The sequence below is a fragment of the Ensifer sp. genome (assembly GCF_035999135.1).
Taxonomy (GTDB): domain Bacteria; phylum Pseudomonadota; class Alphaproteobacteria; order Rhizobiales; family Rhizobiaceae; genus Ensifer.
On the sequence record NZ_DASYGZ010000091.1, the window covers coordinates 1 to 19,123 of the forward strand.

General features: G+C 65.6%; 16 protein-coding genes and 1 riboswitch. Of the genes, 4 read left to right on the plus strand and 12 right to left on the minus strand.

The window, feature by feature from the left end:
- Position 1 precedes the first annotated feature (1 nt).
- Positions 2-131, plus strand: a riboswitch (TPP riboswitch).
- Positions 132-221: 90 nt separating this feature from the next.
- On the plus strand, positions 222-2,045 hold the full coding sequence (gene thiC, locus VGO12_RS10785) for a phosphomethylpyrimidine synthase ThiC (RefSeq protein ID WP_327512744.1): 1,824 nt from the start codon (positions 222-224) through the stop codon (positions 2,043-2,045).
- A 218-nt stretch (positions 2,046-2,263) separates the two neighbouring features.
- Positions 2,264-2,791 (plus strand): hypothetical protein, encoded by a 528-nt coding sequence (locus VGO12_RS10790; protein ID WP_327512745.1) that lies wholly within the window; start codon positions 2,264-2,266, stop codon positions 2,789-2,791.
- A 152-nt stretch (positions 2,792-2,943) separates the two neighbouring features.
- Here VGO12_RS10790 and VGO12_RS10795 read toward each other — a convergent pair whose 3' ends face one another.
- From VGO12_RS10795 to VGO12_RS10805, 3 genes are read right to left on the minus strand one after another with little or no spacing between them, the layout of a single operon-like run.
- Positions 2,944-4,176 carry a Zn-dependent hydrolase gene (locus VGO12_RS10795; RefSeq protein ID WP_327512746.1) on the minus strand — a complete coding sequence of 411 codons (1,233 nt, stop codon included), beginning with the start codon at positions 4,174-4,176 and terminating at the stop codon, positions 2,944-2,946.
- 17 nt (positions 4,177-4,193) lie between these two features.
- A complete protein-coding gene (locus VGO12_RS10800) occupies positions 4,194-5,366 on the minus strand; it encodes a M20 aminoacylase family protein (protein ID WP_327512747.1) in 1,173 nt (390 codons plus the stop codon).
- 3 nt (positions 5,367-5,369) lie between these two features.
- Complete coding sequence (locus tag VGO12_RS10805; RefSeq protein ID WP_327512748.1) at positions 5,370-6,575, minus strand: diaminopropionate ammonia-lyase; 1,206 nt, start codon at positions 6,573-6,575, stop codon at positions 5,370-5,372.
- A 103-nt stretch (positions 6,576-6,678) separates the two neighbouring features.
- On the opposite strand from VGO12_RS10805, the gene VGO12_RS10810 reads away from it, so the two are divergent.
- Entirely contained in the window at positions 6,679-7,170 is a 492-nt protein-coding gene (locus VGO12_RS10810; RefSeq protein ID WP_327512749.1) for an Lrp/AsnC family transcriptional regulator, read from the plus strand.
- A gap of 5 nt (positions 7,171-7,175) precedes the next feature.
- Here the strand turns inward: VGO12_RS10810 and VGO12_RS10815 are convergent, their stop codons facing one another.
- Together VGO12_RS10815 and VGO12_RS10820 are read right to left on the minus strand one after the other, a co-directional pair.
- Positions 7,176-7,976: an anti-sigma factor gene (locus VGO12_RS10815; protein ID WP_327512750.1), complete on the minus strand. Its 801-nt coding sequence runs from the start codon at positions 7,974-7,976 to the stop codon at positions 7,176-7,178.
- Positions 7,973-8,515, minus strand: a complete 543-nt coding sequence (locus VGO12_RS10820) for an RNA polymerase sigma factor (protein WP_327512751.1) — start codon at positions 8,513-8,515, stop codon at positions 7,973-7,975. The genes VGO12_RS10815 and VGO12_RS10820 overlap by 4 nt, the downstream gene beginning before the upstream one ends.
- Positions 8,516-8,668: 153 nt before the next feature.
- Here VGO12_RS10820 and VGO12_RS10825 point away from each other — a divergent pair, with 153 nt between their 5' ends.
- Positions 8,669-10,066 carry a S8 family serine peptidase gene (locus VGO12_RS10825; protein WP_327512752.1) on the plus strand — a complete coding sequence of 466 codons (1,398 nt, stop codon included), beginning with the start codon at positions 8,669-8,671 and terminating at the stop codon, positions 10,064-10,066.
- Between the two features lie 108 nt (positions 10,067-10,174).
- Here the strand turns inward: VGO12_RS10825 and VGO12_RS10830 are convergent, their stop codons facing one another.
- From VGO12_RS10830 to VGO12_RS10860, 7 genes are all read right to left on the minus strand, one after another.
- A complete protein-coding gene (locus VGO12_RS10830) occupies positions 10,175-11,347 on the minus strand; it encodes a glycerate kinase (protein WP_327512753.1) in 1,173 nt (390 codons plus the stop codon).
- A 175-nt stretch (positions 11,348-11,522) separates the two neighbouring features.
- Complete coding sequence (locus tag VGO12_RS10835) at positions 11,523-12,992, minus strand: SLC13 family permease (protein ID WP_327512754.1); 1,470 nt, start codon at positions 12,990-12,992, stop codon at positions 11,523-11,525.
- Between the two features lie 259 nt (positions 12,993-13,251).
- Positions 13,252-14,499 (minus strand): Gfo/Idh/MocA family oxidoreductase, encoded by a 1,248-nt coding sequence (locus VGO12_RS10840; protein ID WP_327512755.1) that lies wholly within the window; start codon positions 14,497-14,499, stop codon positions 13,252-13,254.
- An 86-nt stretch (positions 14,500-14,585) separates the two neighbouring features.
- Positions 14,586-15,605, minus strand: a complete 1,020-nt coding sequence (locus tag VGO12_RS10845) for a LacI family DNA-binding transcriptional regulator (RefSeq protein ID WP_327512756.1) — start codon at positions 15,603-15,605, stop codon at positions 14,586-14,588.
- Complete coding sequence (locus VGO12_RS10850; RefSeq protein WP_327512757.1) at positions 15,602-16,558, minus strand: ABC transporter permease; 957 nt, start codon at positions 16,556-16,558, stop codon at positions 15,602-15,604. Before VGO12_RS10850 ends, VGO12_RS10845 begins: the two co-directional genes overlap by 4 nt.
- Positions 16,555-17,547, minus strand: coding sequence for an ABC transporter permease (locus VGO12_RS10855; protein ID WP_327512768.1), 993 nt, complete (start codon positions 17,545-17,547; stop codon positions 16,555-16,557). The genes VGO12_RS10850 and VGO12_RS10855 overlap by 4 nt, the downstream gene beginning before the upstream one ends.
- Positions 17,547-19,052 (minus strand): sugar ABC transporter ATP-binding protein, encoded by a 1,506-nt coding sequence (locus VGO12_RS10860; RefSeq protein ID WP_327512758.1) that lies wholly within the window; start codon positions 19,050-19,052, stop codon positions 17,547-17,549. Before VGO12_RS10860 ends, VGO12_RS10855 begins: the two co-directional genes overlap by 1 nt.
- Positions 19,053-19,123 lie beyond the last annotated feature (71 nt).

The window sequence follows — 19,123 nt, forward strand, 5'->3', positions numbered from 1 at the left end:
AGGCATTCACCAGGGGGGTCCCGTCAAGGGGCTGAGATACTGCTGGATGGTCGGCTTGCCGGCTGTAGCGCAGTGACCCGTTGAACCTGATCCAGTTCATACTGGCGTAGGGACGGTGCAGATATCGAAGCCAGGACTCCGCTTGTTCGGTCGTCCGGCGGCGCGTCTTTCATCTTTCCGGCATCAGAACTGGGTCTCCAACCGCAACTTGGAGCCTCATCATGAATATTGCCACCAAACCCGCAGCCCTCTCGGTCACGCAAGGCCCGCTTCCGGCCTCGCGCAAGATCCACAAACCGGGCGTTCTCCATCCGGACATCCGCGTGCCCATGCGCGAGATCGCACTGCACCCGACCTCGGGCGAACCGCCGGTCACGGTCTATGACGCCTCCGGCGCCTACACCGCCGACGGTGCCGAGATCAGCATCGAGGCGGGCCTGCCGCGCCTGCGCCGCAACTGGATCGTCGGCCGCGGCGACGTCGAGACCTATGACGGCCGCATCGTCCGCCCGGAGGATAACGGCTTTGCCAGCGGCGAGCGGCTGACGCCGACCTTCCCGTTCCAGCACGCGCCGCTGAAAGCCGTGGCCGGCAAGGCGGTGACGCAGCTCGCCTATGCCCGCGCCGGCATCATCACGCCGGAGATGGAATTCGTGGCGATCCGCGAGAACCTCGGCCGCGACGCGGCACGCGCCAAGTCCCGCGACGGCGAAAGCTTCGGCGCCCACGTCCCCGACCATGTGACGCCCGAATTCGTGCGCCAGGAGATCGAAAGCGGCCGCGCCATCCTGCCCGCCAACATCAATCACCCGGAATCCGAGCCGATGATCATCGGCCGAAATTTCCTGGTGAAGATCAATGCCAATATCGGCAACTCCGCCGTTACCTCGTCGATGGCGGAAGAGGTCGAGAAGATGGTCTGGGCAACGCGCTGGGGCGCCGACACCGTCATGGACCTGTCGACCGGCCGCAACATCCACAACATCCGCGAATGGATCATCCGCAATTCGCCGGTTCCGATCGGCACGGTGCCGCTCTACCAGGCGCTGGAAAAGGTCAACGGCATTGCCGAGGATCTCAACTGGGAGGTCTATCGCGACACGCTGATCGAGCAGGCCGAACAGGGCGTCGACTATTTCACCATCCATGCCGGCGTGCGATTGCACTACATCCCGCTCACCGTCGACCGCGTCACCGGCATCGTCTCGCGCGGCGGCTCGATCATGGCCAAGTGGTGTCTTCATCACCACCGCGAGAGCTTCCTCTACGAGCATTTCGAGGAGATCTGCGACATCTGCCGCGCCTATGACGTCTCCTTCTCGCTCGGCGATGGCCTGCGTCCCGGCTCGATCGCCGACGCCAACGATGCGGCGCAGTTCGCCGAACTCGAAACGCTCGGCGAGCTGACGAAGATTGCCTGGGCCAAAGACTGCCAGGTCATGATCGAAGGCCCCGGCCATGTGCCGATGCACAAGATCAAGGAGAACATGGACAAGCAGCTCGCCGTCTGCGGCGAGGCACCGTTCTACACGCTCGGACCGCTGACGACCGACATTGCGCCAGGCTACGACCACATCACCTCCGGCATCGGGGCGGCGATGATCGGCTGGTTCGGCACCGCCATGCTCTGCTACGTCACCCCGAAGGAGCACCTCGGTCTGCCCGACCGCAACGACGTCAAGGTCGGCGTCATCACCTACAAGATCGCAGCGCATGCCGCCGACCTCGCCAAGGGGCATCCGGCAGCCCAGGTGCGTGACGACGCGCTCTCGCGCGCCCGCTTCGAGTTCCGCTGGGAGGACCAGTTCAACCTCTCGCTCGACCCGGAGACGGCCCGAAACTTCCACGACGAGACCTTGCCGAAAGAGGCCCACAAGGTCGCGCATTTCTGCTCGATGTGCGGCCCCAAATTCTGCTCGATGCGGATCTCGCACGACATCCGCGCCGAGGCGCAGAAGGAGGGGCTGGAGGCGATGGCCGCGAAATACCGCGAGGGTGGCGACCTCTACATGCCGGTGGAGGGTGCGGCCGGCGCAGCCGAATAGGCAAGGCGGCATGGCGAGGAAGGGGCCGGTCGCGGCCCCTTCCGGCGGCTGGGCGGATGCTTGTGTGTGACAGGGGAATAACTTGTCCCCTCATCGGTTGAACGATATGTAGGGTTCACGCAAAGGTCGCCACCGGCGAAATCCGTCATTCACGCAAGGCTGCCGCCTTCTGCGGCGCATCTGCGGGACGACGAAAACGCCGTTTACGAGGAAATGACGTGAAGATACGCCTGCTGAGACTGACCGCCCTGTCGATAGGCGGCCTTGCGGTACTGGCGGGAGACCTGCCACGCCTCGACGGCAGCGGCCGTTTTGCCGCGGGTTCATCCTTGATTTCCACCGCCCATGCGGAGGATGCTGACGCCGGCAACGGGTCCGGCGAAAATGGCACCGGTGGCGGCGACCAAGATGGCGGAACCGCCGGGGGCGGCGGAAGCGACGGCGCGGTGGGTGGCGGAAACGCGGGTGGCGGCGATTGGGGCAGCGGCGACGGCAGCGGCGCAGGCCCAGAGCCCGGCCTTGAGCCCGGCGGTACCGGCGCGGGCGGCGGAGGCGCCGCTATCGACAGCGCTACCCACAGCGAGGACCGCCCGACCCTGCGCGATCAACGGGATTACGGCCCAAGCGGCAACACTTGGCACGGCGGCAGCAATTTCCTGAACCTGTTCCGCCAGACGCCCGAAAAGCGCGGCGAGCGGAGCCAGCCTGAATCCTCTGCCCGGCAGAAGACCATTCACACGAACTGAGAGCCCTGAAGAGGCGTCGACTGCGCTGCAACAAACGGGGCCCGCGCCCTTTCTCGAAACCGGACTGCGGATGCGTGTAAAAAACGGATCCTGACGCTCGAGAACCGGCAGGCGGCAGGGCATTCCCGCCGCGCCTATTCCCAGCCCTCTTTTCAGCCGCTGCAAGCAATCCGCTCGACCACATCCAGCAACACGTTCGCACCGGCGGCGAGATCGTCCGGCTCGGTGTGCTCCCGCGGATTGTGGCTGATGCCGTCGCGGCTGGGCACGAAGATCATCGCGGTCGGCGCAATGCGGGCGAGCATCTGCGCATCGTGGCCGGCACCCGACGTCATGCGCCGGCTTTTGAGGCCTCGTGTGCGTGCCGACGCCTCGATGGCCGCGACGATGGCCGGATCGAAGACCACCGGCTGGAAGCGCGCCAGGCGCTCGACCGAGATCTCGACGCCCTCCTCCTCTGCGACGCGGGCAAGGAAGTCCGCGAGCACCGCTTCCAATGCCTGCAGCCGTTCCTCGTCCGGGTCGCGCAGATCGACGGTGAAGACCGCGCGCGACGGGATGACATTGATCGCGTCCGGTTCGTATCGCATCGTGCCGACGGTTGCGACGCTCGGTGCGTTTGAGCGAGCGATGTGTTCGCGCAAGAACAGGCCGACGCGCGCGGCGGCAAGACCGGCGTCGCGCCGCATCGCCATCGGCGTCGTGCCGGCATGGTTGGCGACGCCATCGATCGTCACCCGTTGCCAGGAGATACCCTGCAGGTTCTCGACCGCACCGATCGCCGTGCCCTCCCGTTCCAGCACCGGCCCCTGCTCGATATGGAGCTCGACATAGGCGTGAGGCTGCAAGTGCCCCGGCTCGACATTGCCGGCATAGCCGATCCGCGCGAGTTCTTCGCCCAGCACCGCGCCATCCGTGCCAATGGTCGCAAGCGCCGCGTCGACCGCAAGACCGCCGACATGGACCAGCGAGCCAAGCATGTCGGGCGCAAAACGCACGCCCTCCTCATTGGTGAAGGCGGCAACCACGATCGGTCGGGCCGGCGTCACGCCAAGGTCCTTCAGCGTCTCGATCACTTCGAGCGCAGCAAGCACGCCGTAGCAACCGTCATAGATGCCGGCATTGATCACGGTATCGATGTGCGAGCCGAGCATGAGAGGCGCATGGCCGGCATTGCCTTCCCCGCGCCAGATGCCGAAGATGTTGCCGATCCGGTCGATGGCGACCTCAAGCCCGGCCGCCTCGACCCAGCCGACGAGGCGATCGCGGCCGGCCTTGTCGTTGGCTGATCCGGCAAGCCGGGTCAGTCGGCCCTCTGCATCGCGGCCGATGTCTCCGAGTTCCCGGATCCGGCCGATGAGGCGCTCCGCATTGATGCTGTGCATGGATGTCATTGTCCTGTTCAAGCGTGATCGGTGGGCGCGAGCCGCTGCCTGGCGATTTCGGCGTGATAACGCGCGCCAAAAATCAGGGCGTCGTCGTTGAAGTCGTAGCGTGGATTGTGCAGCGGTGCCGACGCCTCGCCGTTGCCGATGAAGACGAAGCAGCCCGGCACGTGCTCGAGGAAGCGCGCGAAATCTTCCGACCCGGTCATCGGCTCGGCGGCGGCCGCGACATTCGCTGAGCCGAACACGGCTTCCGCCGCCGCAAAGGCATGCCCGGTCAGCGCCTTGTCGTTGACCAGCGGAACGAATTCGCGGGTGTAGTTGACCTCGACCTCACAGCCATACGCATCCGCCGTGCCTTTGGCGATCATCCGCATCTCCGCCTCGATCTTGGCGCTGACCTCCGGGCAGAAGCTGCGGGCGTCGCCGAGAATGCGGGCAAGACCCGGCAGCGCATTGCGCGTTCCGTCGGTCAGAAGCTCGGTCACGGAAACCACGGAGATGTCGGCCGGCGACAGGCGGCGGGAGACGATCGTCTGCAGATTGACGACCGTGGCGCAGGCGGCGACCAACGTCTCGTTGCCCCAGTGCGGTCGGGCGGCATGTCCGCCGACGCCTTTCAGCACGATTTCGAAATTGTCCTCCGCCGACATGATCGCGCCGACGCGGGTTTCGAAGCGGCCGACCGGCAGCCCCGGCATGTTGTGCAGCCCGTAGATCTCGTCGAACGGGAAGCGCTGCAACAGCCCGTCTTCGAGCATGGCGAGCGCACCCCTTCCCCATTCCTCGGCGGGCTGGAAGATGAAGCACACGGTGCCGTCGAACCCTCCATCTTCCGCCAGGAGTTTTGCGGCCCCCAGCAGCATCGTCGTGTGGCCGTCGTGACCGCAGGCATGCATGGTGCCGGGCCGGGTCGATCGATAGGGCGCCTCCCCCTGTTCCGCGATTTTCAACGCATCCATGTCGGCGCGAAGTGCAATGGCGCGATTGCCGCTGCCGCGCTTCAGCCGACCGACGACACCGGTGCCGCCGACCCCTTCCACGACCTCGTCGAGCCCGAATTCCCGAAGCTTCGCCGCCACGAAGGCGGCGGTGCGCTGTTCCTCGAAGCCGAATTCCGGATGCGCATGCAGGTCGCGCCGCCATTCGGTCATAGCGGCGACAAGCCGGTCAAAGTTCATTTCAGCCATGGCTTAGACCCCTTGGCTCGAAGCGCCGGCGACCGCGCCCGGCGACAGGCCAACGAGCGCTTCATAACGTTCCGGATCGGTCGCGCCTTCGGTGTTGATGACGAAGACGCGCGACTGCGCGGTCAATCCGATCGCCTCGCGCAAGGCCGGATCGGCGGCAACCGCCAGCAGGCCTGCAAGGCCTACCCCACCGCTTTCGCCGGCGACGATCGCCGGATCCTTGCCCTTCGGGCGCGCGAGCCGGTTCATGATTGAAACGGCATCCTCTTCGTCGACGGTCATGAACGCGTCAGCCGCGCGCGACAGAATACGCCAGGCGACGAGTGACGGTTCGTAGCATTCGAGCATCGCCATAATCGTCGGCTCGCCATGCGCCACTTTGACGGGATGCCCCGCCTTGGCCGTCTCGTAGAGGCAGGCGGCACGCGCCGGATCGACGACGACGAAGCGCGGCCGATCGGCCCCAAAGCGAAGCGCCAGGTGCCCGGCGGTCGCCGCTGCGATGCCGCCGACACCGGCCTGCACGAAGACATGGGTCGGCGGCTTCTCCATCTGCCTCAACGCTTCGCTCAAGAGTGCCGTGTAGCCCTGCATCACCAGGCCGGGGATGGCCTCGTAGCCGGGCCAGGACGTATCGGAAACAACGGTCCAGCCGTTCACGTCACAGACGCGCGCCGCTTCCGCCACGGAATCGTCGTAGGTTCCCGCGACCCGGACGATCTCGGCGCCATAATGCGCGATGGCGGCGATGCGCTGTTCGCTGACGCCCGAATGGACGAAGATCACCGAGCGCGCGCCGACGAGCCGGGCGCCCATGGCGACGGAGCGGCCGTGATTGCCGTCCGTGGCGCAGCCGAAGGTCATCGACGCTGCCGCCGCCCGAACGTCGGGCCGGGAGAGGTCTTGCGTGTCAAGGCTGCAGCCAAGCCGGCTTGCCGCCTCTTGGAGCACCAGCCGGATCACCGCATAGGACCCGCCGAGCGCCTTGAAGCTGCCAAGCCCGAGGCGATGGCCTTCGTCCTTGACGAAGACGCCGGCGACGGCGAGTTCGTCCGCAAGCGCCGGCAGCGCATGCAGTGGCGTCGGCCGGTGATCCGGACGCTCTGCGAAATGCTGCTCGACCGCCTCGGCGGCGGCAGGCGAAAGCAGGCCTGCATCCTCAGGCGTAAGGGCGCGGCCGAAATCGGCGTGCGTGTTGATATGAAACATAGGCGCAATCTCCCTGACTGCGCGAAAATCTATTTCATCCGCGGCGATAAATGCGCTCTAAATCAATGCCAACTGTGCAAGTTTGTAAATCGCCGAGGATCGCATGCCCGCCTTGAAACCATCTCCGCAACTGGACCAATTCGACCTTGCGATCCTCGCCATACTGCAGAAGGACAACACAACGCCACAGCGCCAGATCGGCGAGGCGGTCAATCTCTCCGCGCCCGCCGTCCAGCGGCGGATCAAGCGCATGGAGGAAACCGGTGTTATCAGCGCCAATGTCGCCGTGGTCGATCCGGTCTCCGTCAATCAGGCGCTGACGATCCTCGTCGAGGTGGAAGTCGAGAGCGAGCAGATTGCCCTGCTCGACGCGGCGAAGGCAGCATTCACCGCAGCACCAGAGGTGCAGCAATGTTACTACGTGACCGGCGACGTCGACTTCATGCTTGTCGTCATCGTACCGACCATGGCCGACTATGAAGCCTTCACCCGCCGCATGTTCTTCGGCAACCCGAACATCAGGCGCTTCCGCACCTTCGTGACGATGGATCCGGTCAAGGTCGGGCTCACGGTGCCGATCGAACGAACGCGCTGAACGGCCTACTTCGAACCGGCAAGCGCTTTCTTTTCAGCGTCCGCATCAAGGGGCTCGCCGGCGCCGATCGAGGCCAGATAGGCATCGATGGTCTCAAGCGACGAAGCCGGCGCATAGCCCTCGCCGGATGTCGGCCTGGCGATGGCAAGCTGTGTCTGCCAGACGGAAGCGCCCCGGCAGGCAACCGAAACCAGGTCGGGCTGCCCGCTCTGCGTCAGCTCGTATTCGCGGCAGAGCTGACCATTTCCAAGCGCGAAGGACGACACCAGCCTGACCTTGGCCGTGCCGCCATCGACGCCGACCTCCTCGCCGGAAGGCGATCGATCGAGGATCGCCGCCAACGGCGCGCCGATCGCGCCGGCAACGTTCATCGTCTGCGGGCTCTCGGGCACGCCACCACGCAGCAGATATCCGCCCGCGGCGCCGGCAACCACGAGCAGCGAGGCGGCCATCGCCATCATCGATCTTGAAACAGGGCGTGCGGCCGCACGATCGGCCGGACGGCGGAATTCAACGACGTTTTCGTCGGCAAGAACAGGCGTTTCGACAGGCCGGGCACGATGTGCATCGCTCGCGCTAGCCGCCATGGCCCGAACCTTGCGCGCCAGTTCGTCCGGCACCGGCTCGTCGAGCATCGGCTTCAGCGCCTCGCTCGCGGCCGCCCGCGTTTCCATGAACATCGCAACACGCGCCATCAGTGCGTCGTCGGTCTCAAGCGCCGCTTCGACGCGACGCGTCGTCTCGTCGTCGAGTTCGCCATCGGCGAACGCCATCAGGATTTCGTCGCTGAATTCGGTCTCACTCATCTCGTCCCGCCTCTCATGTCCTGTGAACGCACGGTCGCCGGTTCTATTCCCGTGGCCTCGGCAAGATTTTTGCGCGCCCGGGCAAGCCTGCTCATGACCGTGCCGATCGGAATTCCCAGCACATCTGCCGCCTCCTTGTAGGAAAGGTCCTCGACGCAGGTCAAAAGCAGCACTTCGCGCTGCTCAAGCACGAGCTGGTCGATCGCCGTCGCCACGCTTTTGAGTGCCATGCGCGCGTCCGCACCTGCCTCGCCCGAGGGAACGGCGAGTTCAGGCTGCGCCTCGATCTCTTCGGTCGGGCCGGCCGTCTTCTGGCGGCGCAACTGGTCGATCCAGAGATTGCGCAGGATGCGGAACATCCACGCATCGAAACGCGTGCCTTCTTCGAACCGCTCCGAGCCGGCAAGCGCCTTCTCGCACGCCGCCTGCACCAGGTCGTCGGCGACATCGCGCGAGCGGCAGAGCGAGATGGCAAAGCGGCGCAGGTTCGGCAGGAAGGCGACAAGGCGCTCGCCGAAGGCGACGTTTTGATCCGTCATCGGGCGCTCCTTGCGGCGTGTCGGTCGCGCGGGGGAATAATTTGTCCATTCATCCGTTGAGCGATATGTGAAGCACACGCGAAAGTCACCATCGCCGTCGCTGCCGTTCACGGTAAGCCGCCGCGGGGACCGCGCCAAGCCATGGAGAGACCCGTGAAGAAACGCCTGCTTCGTTTGACTGCCCTGTCGATCTCGGGCCTTGCAGCGATCTCCGTCGATCTGTCGTTCGGCGATGGCCGCAATCCCGGCATATCAGGCTTTTCCCTCATTTCCCCGGCGCATGCGGACGACGACGATGACGACGGCGGCAGCAGCGGCGGTGGCGGGGGCTCGTCGCGCAGTTCCGACGATCGTGGCTCAGGCGGCACCTGGCGCGGTGGCGGCAACCTCTTCGACCTCTTCCGCCGAACACCGGAAAAGCGCACCGAAACGCGCCGCGTCCCGGTCCGGCGCCCAACCCACGCCGCTGACGAGATCGTCGCGCTCGGCCTCGACGAGCCCGCGCTACAGCGTCTCGAGACGCGCGGCTTTACCACCAGATCCCGCGCACCGCTCGGCCTTTTGCCCACGGAAATCGTCAAACTCGGCGTCCCGAGGGGCATGACGCTCGACGATGCCCGGCGCGAAATCGCCGACGCAGCGCCCGACGCCATCGCCGACTTCAATCATTATTTCGAGCCCAACGAAAACGCGGCTTCGTCCACACCCTGCGCCGACGGGGGCTGTGCCCTTGTGCGCAGCGCCATCGGCTGGCCTTCTCCGGACGGCACGGCAGCCTGCACGGCAGCCGGTCCGATCGGCCTGATCGATACGGCGATCAATCCCGCCCATCCCGCACTCAAAGGCGTGAAGCTCGAGATCGTCAGGCTGACAGACGAAGAGGCGCCGGCCTCGGGCAAGCAGCATGGAACAGCGGTCGCAGCCCTCATCGCCGGTCGTCAGGACAGTCGGGCGCCTGGACTGCTCAGCAATGCCGAGCTGATTGCCGTCGACGCGTTTCGGCGCACGCGCGGCGAAACCGATTTGGCCGAGACCTATGATCTGGTTCGGGCCATCGACCTGCTCGCGTCGCGCAAGGTCGCCGTCATCAACATGAGCCTCGCCGGGCCCCACAACCTGCTGCTTGAGAAGACGGTCGCACTGGTCGCCGAGCGCAACATCCCGCAGGTGGCTGCCGCCGGAAACGACGGTCCGAGAGCAAAGCCCGTCTATCCCGCCGCCTATCCCGCCATGATCGCCGTGACCGCCGTCGATCGCAATTTCAAGCCATATCGCCGCGCCGGCCGTGGCGACCATATCGATGTCGCAGCCCTCGGCGCCAGCGTCTGGACCGCAGCATCCATCGAAGGGGCGGCTCCCCGCACCGGCACGTCGTTTGCGGCACCCTTCGTCACCGCCGCCGTCGCCATTCTGAGAGCCTCGAACCCGGAGATGACGGCGGAGGAAATCGCCAGGCTCGTGACGGCTTCGACCGAGGATCTGGGCGCGCCCGGCAAGGACCCGGTATTCGGCTGGGGCGTCCTCGACGCAAGCCGGCTCTGCAGGTCGTAGGCGTCAGCGCTAAGCGAGGGAAAATCGTAGAGCCGGCGCGGATACCGCAAGCGGCGGCTCCAGCGGGAGGCAGCTGCCGCCACCCCGCCGGAACCGGTGATCTGCTGATCAGGCCGCCAGCCCACGTTCGTTCAGCTGCATGCCGACGCGCACCATGCGCACGGCGTCTTCCGCCGCACGCACCAGCAGTTTCGGCGCGGCGCTGATCGCGTCGTCGAGCGTGCACGGCGCCTTGAGGATCGAGGCGAACGCATCGATGCCGTGATCGAAATTGAGGGCGACGCCCTTGCCGATCGTGCCGGCGAGCGCGATGACGGGGCGTCCCGCCTCCTTTGCCCGATGCCCGACTTCGGCCGGCACCTTGCCGAACGGCGTCTGGCCGTCAAGGCTGCCTTCAGCGGTTATGACGAGATCCGCCTTGGCGATCATGGTGTCGAGATCGAGATAGCGCATGACAATGTCGTAGCGCGGATGCAGCGCACCACCGAGCAGCCCCATGACGGCCGCGCCGAGGCCGCCGGATGCCCCGGCGCCGGGCGCCGCACCGACCGCGATGCCGGTGGTCGCGCCGATGGCGGCGGCATAGGTCTCCATCGCCTGTGCCAGTATTTCGACCTGCTCCGGCGTCGCGCCCTTTTGCGGGCCGAAGACACGGGCGACGCCGCGCTCGCCGAGCAGCACGTTGTGCCAGTTGACGGCGGCATCAATGCGCACGTCGGCAAGACGCGGATCACGGGCCGAGAGATCGATGCGGGCGAGGCCTCCGAGTGCCGCTCCGCCGGCGTCCAGTGGCTGGCCGTCGCGGTCAAGCAGCTTCACGCCAAGTGCGGCCGCCATTCCGGCGCCGCCATCATTGATGCCGCTGTCGCCGCAGCCGAGCAGGATCCGGCGCGCGCCGGCGTCAAGCGCCGCGCGGACAAGCTCGCCGACACCGTAGCTCGTGGTGATGCAAGGGTTGCGGCGGTCGCGTGGCACCAGCCTCAGCCCGGCGGCGGCCGCCATCTCGATCACGGCGGTGCGTTCGCCTTTTCCGCCGAGGAACCCGAAGTGGGAGGCAACCGGTTCGCCGAGCGGGCCGGTCACCGTCAGTTCGTGCAGTGTACCGCCGGTGATCGCGACGAGCGCCTTGGTGAAGCCTTCGCCGCCGTCGACCATCGGCACCTTGATGACTTCGGCATTCGGGCAGGCGCGCAGCACGCCCTTCTCGATGCAATCGGCGGCTTCCTCCGCCGAGAGGCTTTCCTTGAAACCGGAGGGTGCAACCAGAATGGTAAGTGTCATGTGACAGTCTCCTTGCACTTTTGTGACAATGCGGATGCAAGGGAGAAACGGGATCCGGCGCGCTTTATTCCGCGCACGGACGACAAATTCGATGCTGGATGACAGAAAAGAAAAAGAGCCGGCGCAAATCCTGCGCCGGCTCATAAATAGTAATTATATCAATAGTTTATTTTCATCACGCGAAGCCCAGAGCTGGCCAGATGACCAGCGCGACCAGCGCCAGAAGCGTGATGAACGGGACCGCAAGCATCACCGCCAGGCGCAAGAGGTCGGACGGGCTGAACGCTGACGGCTCCATGCCGCCGAAGAGCGCGACGGGTTTGGCCGAAACCATCAGGGTCTGGCAGAATCCACTACCAATGGCTGTAGCCATGATCAGGACTTCCGGACGGACGCCGAAGCCCGCGAGCGGCAACGCGACCGCCGGAATGAGCACGGTTGCCCGCGCCGTTCGCGAGGCGATGACGATATGCGCGAAGGTGGCGACGACGATGGTGGCGATAACGACGAGCCAGGCCGGCGGCTTGCCGATCAGGCTGAAGGCGCCGATCAGGCGGTCGGCGAGCACGGTCGCAGTTCCGGTCGAAAGCAAGGCCTCGCCGATGACGAGCGTGCCTGCGAGGAACAGCAGGAGGTTCCATTCCACCCCCTTCAGCGCCTTGCGGAACGGCATGCCCGTCACCTTTTCCGATGCCATGACCAGCGCGCCGAGAAGGGCCACGATCGGCAGCGCGATGCCGTGCAGGTCCGAGGTTGCGAGCGCAACGACAATCGAAAGGGTCACGGCGAGGAGTGTCCTGTCGCGCCCGGACAAGGGGCGCCTTTCGGCCGACGCTGCCGGAGCATCGAGGTTGAAGCGACGGTCCGCGTCATCGAGAAAGAAGCGCAGGATCAGGCCGCAGGCAATCAGGCTCGCCATGAGGGCGAAGGGGCCCGCAAGCAGCGCCCACTCCAGAAAGCCCGGTGCGGCACCGCCACTGCGGCGCATGAAATCGGCGGCGACGAGGTGCGCGCCGGCACCCGTCAGCGATGCCGCGGCCGAAAGCAGGATGACCGACGGGAACAACAGGGCGAGCGCCCGCGTGACGCCGGGACGGCCAATGGTCGACGCAAGCCCGAGAAAGACCGGCATGAAAATCGCCGCCCGCGCCGAGGTCGACGGAATGACGAAGGCGGTCACGAAGATCGCCAGCGTCACGGCCCAGAAAAGCCGGTTCACATCGCGGAAGCGGGCAAGCAGCCGGAAGGCCAATCGCTCCACCAGGCCCGACGCCTGCAATACCGCCGCAATCACCGAGGCCGCCAGCATCAGCCAGACGATGTCGTTGCCCAGCGCCGCATAGACCGCCTTTTCGTCGACGGCCCCGGTGACGGCAAGCGCCGCCGCGCCGCCGAGGGCCACCGGCGTTTCCGGCAAGTCGAAGATCGTCCAGCAGACAAGGGTCGTGGCAAAGACCATCAGCGCGAGACGCATGGGCAGCGTCAGCCCGTCCGCTGCAAGAAAGATCAGGACGCCCGCAAAGGCGACGAGCATGGCGCCGACCAGCTGGCGCACCTGGCTGACAGGCATCTGCCCATCGATACGATGTGCGGTGTCCACGGCGACAAGATCCGCGTGCGGGGCGATCATCGGGGTGGCTGTCATGGCTGCTCTCCTTTGCTTCAGCCAACGCGCGCAGCAATCGCGCCGCACGAAGGCCGTTGGCTGGTGTCGTGGGAGGGCAAACGGAAGGTGGTGGCGTTTATTCCGGCGCGTCGGCACTTTTTCCGACAGACGGTCAGCGCAACGGGTTGACTGGGCGCAAAACCGCCGCGTCGCCTGAGGCGCCACACGTCCCTTCCCGACGGATGCAGGGATGCGTGGCGCCCATTGACGTCGGCGGCGGCTCCGTTCGGGCTTTAGCTCAGGCGGCACCCCGGCGCGCGACAACTGGCACATAGTGCTCCAGCTCGGGGGCCGGGAAATGCAGCGTCGCGTTGATTTCGGCCGACCGGTAGAGCCCCATCAGCATCTCGACGACGGCAAGCCCGTCCTCGAAGGTTTCGAGCGGCTTTTCGCCCTTGCGGAAGCACTCGACCATATGGCGGTTCTCATCGGTATAGCCGTAGACGCCGGCCTCATCCTCGAGCACAGGCATCAGCCCCTGCTCGGCGTTCTGCTTCTCGACAAGATCCTCGCCTTCCGAGCCCCTGACCTCGCGCGACATGAAGATCTTCAGGCCCGTCGAGAGCGAATTGTACTCGAGCGCATATTCCGGCCCGAGCAATTCCAGCTGGATGCGCAACCCTGCGCCGACATAGGCCCAGGAGGTGGTCGCCTCGATCATCAGTTCGTTGCCGTCCTCATCCTCCAGCGTCACCGTCGCGCGGGCGAAATCCTCGGACGGGCGGTTGCGGTAGTCGACCTCGTTGCCGAAGCGCTTGCTGAGCTGCTCGGCATAATGCGGCCGGGTCCACTTGAGGTTGGCGACGGTCCCGTTTACCGCCTTGATCTTCAGCGAGTTGCGCGGAGCACCGGGTGCTGTCAGCAGGTAACGGGCGACCTCGACGCTGTGGCACATCATGTCGGAGAGCACGCCACCACCCTGCTTGTCGCCCTGCCAGAACCAGGGCTCGTGCGGGCCGGCGTGTTCCTCGGCCGCCCGCGCCAGATAGGGGCGGCCGGTGGTCGACGCCGCGCGCCGCCAGATGATCTCCTTGCCGCGCAGGACCGGCGTGCAGAAGACCTGGTTTTCGAGATAGCCATGGTTGAGCCCGGCATCCTCGGCCAGCGACAGCATTTCGCGCGCCTCGGCGACGGTGCGCGCCAGTGGCTTCTCGCAGGCGACCGCGAAAACCTTGCTGCGGCCATCCTTGACCGCCTTGTGCAGCGAGCGCATGACATCGACGCGGGTGTAGTTGGGCGAGAGGATCCAGATCGCATCGACATCGTCCGCCGTCAGCAACGCCTCAAGGGTCCCATGGGTACGGCAGGCGCCGAGACCGAGGGCTTCGACCTCCTTCGCAAACTTCTCCCGGTTTTCCGGCTTGCGGCTGAAGACGCCGGTGACCTCGACATTGCGCACGCCGATCATCGATTTCAGGTGGAAATGGGCGATGAAGCCCGATCCGACGAAACCGACGCGCAGCGTCTGCTTGGGGTGCTCAGTCATTCTCATCTCCCGGGTCGTTCCTTGGCAATTCCAGGAGGTCGCAAAACGGCGTACCGCCTGAAATCGTCCGGTTTCGTTGCGTTCGGTTATTTCCTTGGCGGCGCGGTGCTGCCGCGAATGTTGAGCGTGGTCGGCAAAACCACCTTCGAAGTGGGCGCGGCATCGTCGCTTGAGAGAATGCCTAAAAGCAGGGACATCGCCGTGCGGCCGATCTCGGCGCGCGGCTGGCTGACCGTCGTCAGCGGCGGATAGAAAGCCTTGCTGAGATAAAGGTCGTCGAAGCCGACGACCGAGACGTCGCCGGGCACATCGCGGCCGAGCCTTCGCAACGCATGGATCGCGCCATAGGCCATCTCGTCGTTGCCGACGAAAATCGCGGTCGGAGGCTCCGGCAGGTCAAAGAGAGCCGCAGCGCAGGTCTCGCCGGTCTCCAGGAGGTAGTCGCCACGCACCTCATAGCCCTCGGGGACCGGCAGACCGGCCTGCCGCATCGCCAGCCGGTAGCCGTCACGCCGATGGCTCGCCATCACCTCAGGCAATGGGCCGGCGATATGCGCAATACGTGTGTGCCCAAGGCCGATCAGGTGCTCGACGGCCTCCCGCGCCGCGGCCACGTTGTCGATCTCGACATGTGGAAACCCTTCCGTTTCGATCATTTCGAGCGCGACGACGATGGGCAGGTGAGAAAAAGCGGCGCTGTCGCCCGGCTCGGAGGTGGGTAGCTTGCCGGTCATCAGGATCATGCCATCGGCATGGCCGTCGCGCAGCATGTTGAAATATTCGACCTCGCGATCCGGGTCGTTCTCGGTATTGCCCATCAGCACGGCGTAGCCCGCCGCCCGCGCGGTCGCCTCCACGCCTTTGAGGATCTCGAGATAGAAGGGGTTGCCGACGTCGCGCACGACGAGCAGCACCGACATCGACCGCCGCGTCCTCAAGTTTCTCGCGCTGACATTCGGCCGGTAGTTGAGTGCTCGGGCAAGTGCGTCGATGCGCTTGCGCGTCTCGTCGGTCACCAGGCTGGAGCCGCTCAATGCACGGGAAACGGTCGCGACCGAAACGCCGGCTTTCTCCGCGATGTCCTTGATCTTCGGCCGCTCGCTCATGCCCGCATCGCCCTTCCGCGACCGTAAAACAGCATCAGCAGCAGCAGCGTCGCGCCGAACACCATCTGACGGCCCGACTCGTCGATGTTGACGGTCGTCAGGATGCCCTGGAGGATGACGAGCAGCAAAGCACCGGCCATCGTGCCGGTATAGCCGCCCCTCCCTCCGGCAAGCGAGGTGCCGCCGAAGACGACGGCGATGATCGATGACAGCATGTATTGCTCTCCGACATTGGCAAAGGAGGAGCCGGAATAGCCGAGCAGGCAGAGGCCCGCAATCGCCGCAAACATGCCGGAGATCATGAACAGGCCGATGCGCATGAGGCGCACCGGCACGCCGGCCATATAGGCGGCGTGTTCGTTGGAGCCGATCGCGTAGATGCGGTGGCCGAAGACGGTGCGGCCGAGCATGAAGGCCATGAAGAGGCCGATGGCGACCCATAGCCAGATGATGCCGGGAATGCCGAGCACCAATGGCTGGGTGACGAAGGCCGAGAGGCCGGGTGCCGCGCGGCCAGACGGAATGCCGTTGCGGATGACGACGAGCAGCCCCTGCAGCACACCGAGCATGCCGAGCGTCATCACCAGCGGCGGAATGCGCAGAAGCGTGACGCCTAGACCGTTCAAGAGACCGAAGAAGGCGCCGGCGGCAAGGCATGCGATGACGGCCGGCAGGATGCCGCCATCAGCACCGTTCATGACATTGCCGGCAATGATCGCAGAGAGCGACACGACACCGCCGACCGAGAGATCGATGCCCTCGCGCCCACCGAGAATGACGACGTTCTGGCCGGCCGCGACGATGCCGAGCAGCGAAGCGACGATCAGGAGGCGCAGGATCTGGTCGGCCGAGGCAAAGCCCGGCGACAGGCTTTCGCCGAGGAACAGCAGGGCGACGATCAGGATGAGGGCGACGACAAGCGGCTGCCTGAAGAATGTGGCGAGGGTACTCATGCGCGGGCCCTCCGGCCGGCGAGCACGCCGGCCATCAGCACCATGAGGATGGCAAGGCCCTGGACGAAATTCTGCCATTCCGACGGCGTGCCGATGAAGAAAACCAGCGAATTGACGAGGCCGATGGTCAGCGCGCCGAAGAGCGAGCCGACGACCGTCGTCCAGCCGCCGGCAAGGGCGCTGCCGCCAAGGACGACGGCGGCGACGCTATAGAGCGTCATCTTGCCGCCGACCAGCGGATCGCCACTTGCCGTATCGCCGGTCAGGCAGAAGGCGGCGAGCCCGGAAAAAACGCCGCAGAGCAGATAGCCCTTGATGCGGATGGCAACGACCGGAAGCCCAGTCTGGTAGGCCGCCTGCTGATCGTCGCCAACGGCAAGCAGTTCTTTGACGATACGGGTCCGCGACATCAGGAAAAGCAGGACCGCAAGTGCGGCAAGCACATAAAAGACGAAGGGCAGGCCGAGCAGACGGCCGCCATAGGTGCGCCAGAAAAGGGCTGGCGCCGGCGTGCCGGCGACGGGCATCACGTAGAGCGCAAGGCCGGTGAAAAATATGCTTGTCGCGAATGTGGCGACGATCGCCTGAAGCCGGAGGGCGGCGACGACGATGCCGTTGATGAGCCCGCAGGCAAGCCCGACGACCATGCCCAGCGCCAGCGCAAGCAGGACGGCACCGGCACCACCACCCCAGCGCTCCATCAGGACGACGATCGCGACATTGACCAGCGACAGCGTCGCACCGGCCGACAGATCGATGTCACCGGCAGAAACGACATAGGTCTGGGCGATCGCCAGCATGATCAGCGCTATGTAGGTGCTGAAGAGCCCCGTGATCGAGCGGAAGCTCAGGCTGTTGGGCGAAAAGATGCCGTTCAGCGCCAGCAGTGCGACGACGATGACCAGTGCCGGCAGGAAGGGGTAGCGCTCCAGCCAGGACCTGAGGCCGCCCGCACCGGACGATCGGATATCTGTCGCGGTCGACGTCATCATGCGGCCTCGTATGCAGCCTGGTAGAGGTTGTAGCGGGTTCGGTCGTCGCCGGTCAGTTCACGCGTCACCGAGCCGCCGTTGAAGACGAGGATGCGGTTGGCGTTGCCGAGCAACTCGGCGTCCTCGGACGAATAGAGCAGGATCCCGAGGCCCTCGGCAGCGAGTTGCCGGATCAGCGTGAAGAGATCGGACTTGGCCTGGAGATCGATGCCCTTGGTCGGGTCGTCGAGCAGAAGCACGTCGGGCCGGTCGATCAGCCAGCGAGCGATGATCACCTTCTGCTGGTTGCCGCCGGAGAGCGAATTGATCGGATGAGACAGGCTTGCGAATTTGGTGCGCATCGCCTCCAGCGCCGGCATGGCCTTGCGCGTCAGGCTCGATGGGCGGGCAAGCATCAGCCGGTCGCGCAGAGCGTGGATCGGCGTGACGTTTTCGAGGATGGGTCGGCCGCTGATGACGCCGTCGCGGCCGCGGTCGCCGGAGACATAGGCGCAGCCGCTGCGGATGGCGTCGCGCGGGCTCTTCGCATGGTAGCGTTGGCCGCCGATCGTCACCTCTCCGGATGTCACGGTGCTTGCCCCGAAGATCGCGCGCAGCAGCGCCGACTGCCCCTGGCCGTGCAGGCCGCCGAGGCCGAGGATCTCACCCTCGGCCACGTCGAAGCTGACGTCGCGAAAGCCTTTGCCGGTGAGATTGCGAACTGAAATCGCTGCCTTGGCCTCGCCTGCAACGGCCGCAGGCGCGGAGGAGCGCGCGGCCGGCATATCGCTTGCCCCGCCAACCATCAGACGGATCACCGTTGCCGGATCCGTCTCTGAGAGTTTGAGCGTCTCGATCGTCTCACCGTCGCGGATGATCGTCACGCGGTCGCCGATGGCAGTGATCTCGTCCATCCGGTGTGAAATGAAGATGATGCCGCGATTTTGCGCCTTCAGATCGCGCAGAATTTCGAAAAAGCGGTCCACCTGCGCGCGGTCGAGCGCCGAGGTCGGCTCGTCGAAAATCAGGATCGGCGCTTCGCTGGCGAGCGCCTTCATGATTTCGACCAGTTGCCGCTGGTCGGCCCGAAGGTTGCCGACGAGCGCCTGCGCGTGAAATCCCTCGCCCGCAACGTCGCTGAAAAGTGCGATGTAGCGGGCCGCCCGCGCCGTCAGCACCGCCCGGTCGACAAAGAGCCCGCCCTTGACCGGCAACGCCGAGAGACAGATGTTCTCCTCGACCGACCGGTGGTTCGCAAGGCTGAGCTCCTGGTAGAAGATGCCGATGCCCGCCGCGCGCGCATCCTGCGGCCCCGAGATCGTAACCGCCTTGTTGTCGATCAGGATCTGGCCGCCATCCGGCCGGACGCTGCCGGCGATGATCTTGCACAGCGTGCTCTTGCCCGAACCGTTGGAGCCCATCAGCACGTGCACCTCTCCGCCGGCGATCTCCAGATCGCCGCGGCGTAGAGCCAGCGTTGCGCCGTAAGCCTTGCTCACGCCGTTCAGTCTCAGTTTCGACATCGGCTGTCGCCCGTCATTTGGTTGCTTGCCGCATCACATTGTCGATCGCGCCCGGCGCGGTTCTCATGCGG

What these genes read in the sequence shown, in the direction of transcription:
- thiC (WP_327512744.1), top strand. Translation starts at nt 222, where the DNA reads ATGAATATTGCCACCAAACCCGCAGCCCTCTCGGTCACGCAAGGCCCG.
- VGO12_RS10805 (WP_327512748.1), bottom strand. Translation starts at nt 6,575, where the DNA reads ATGTTTCATATCAACACGCACGCCGATTTCGGCCGCGCCCTTACGCCT.
- VGO12_RS10800 (WP_327512747.1), bottom strand. Translation starts at nt 5,366, where the DNA reads ATGGCTGAAATGAACTTTGACCGGCTTGTCGCCGCTATGACCGAATGG.
- VGO12_RS10815 (WP_327512750.1), bottom strand. Translation starts at nt 7,976, where the DNA reads ATGAGTGAGACCGAATTCAGCGACGAAATCCTGATGGCGTTCGCCGAT.
- VGO12_RS10850 (WP_327512757.1), bottom strand. Translation starts at nt 16,558, where the DNA reads ATGAGTACCCTCGCCACATTCTTCAGGCAGCCGCTTGTCGTCGCCCTC.
- VGO12_RS10860 (WP_327512758.1), bottom strand. Translation starts at nt 19,052, where the DNA reads ATGTCGAAACTGAGACTGAACGGCGTGAGCAAGGCTTACGGCGCAACG.
- VGO12_RS10835 (WP_327512754.1), bottom strand. Translation starts at nt 12,992, where the DNA reads ATGACAGCCACCCCGATGATCGCCCCGCACGCGGATCTTGTCGCCGTG.
- VGO12_RS10830 (WP_327512753.1), bottom strand. Translation starts at nt 11,347, where the DNA reads ATGACACTTACCATTCTGGTTGCACCCTCCGGTTTCAAGGAAAGCCTC.
- VGO12_RS10855 (WP_327512768.1), bottom strand. Translation starts at nt 17,547, where the DNA reads ATGACGTCGACCGCGACAGATATCCGATCGTCCGGTGCGGGCGGCCTC.
- VGO12_RS10795 (WP_327512746.1), bottom strand. Translation starts at nt 4,176, where the DNA reads ATGCACAGCATCAATGCGGAGCGCCTCATCGGCCGGATCCGGGAACTC.
- VGO12_RS10810 (WP_327512749.1), top strand. Translation starts at nt 6,679, where the DNA reads ATGCCCGCCTTGAAACCATCTCCGCAACTGGACCAATTCGACCTTGCG.
- VGO12_RS10820 (WP_327512751.1), bottom strand. Translation starts at nt 8,515, where the DNA reads ATGACGGATCAAAACGTCGCCTTCGGCGAGCGCCTTGTCGCCTTCCTG.
- VGO12_RS10845 (WP_327512756.1), bottom strand. Translation starts at nt 15,605, where the DNA reads ATGAGCGAGCGGCCGAAGATCAAGGACATCGCGGAGAAAGCCGGCGTT.
- VGO12_RS10840 (WP_327512755.1), bottom strand. Translation starts at nt 14,499, where the DNA reads ATGACTGAGCACCCCAAGCAGACGCTGCGCGTCGGTTTCGTCGGATCG.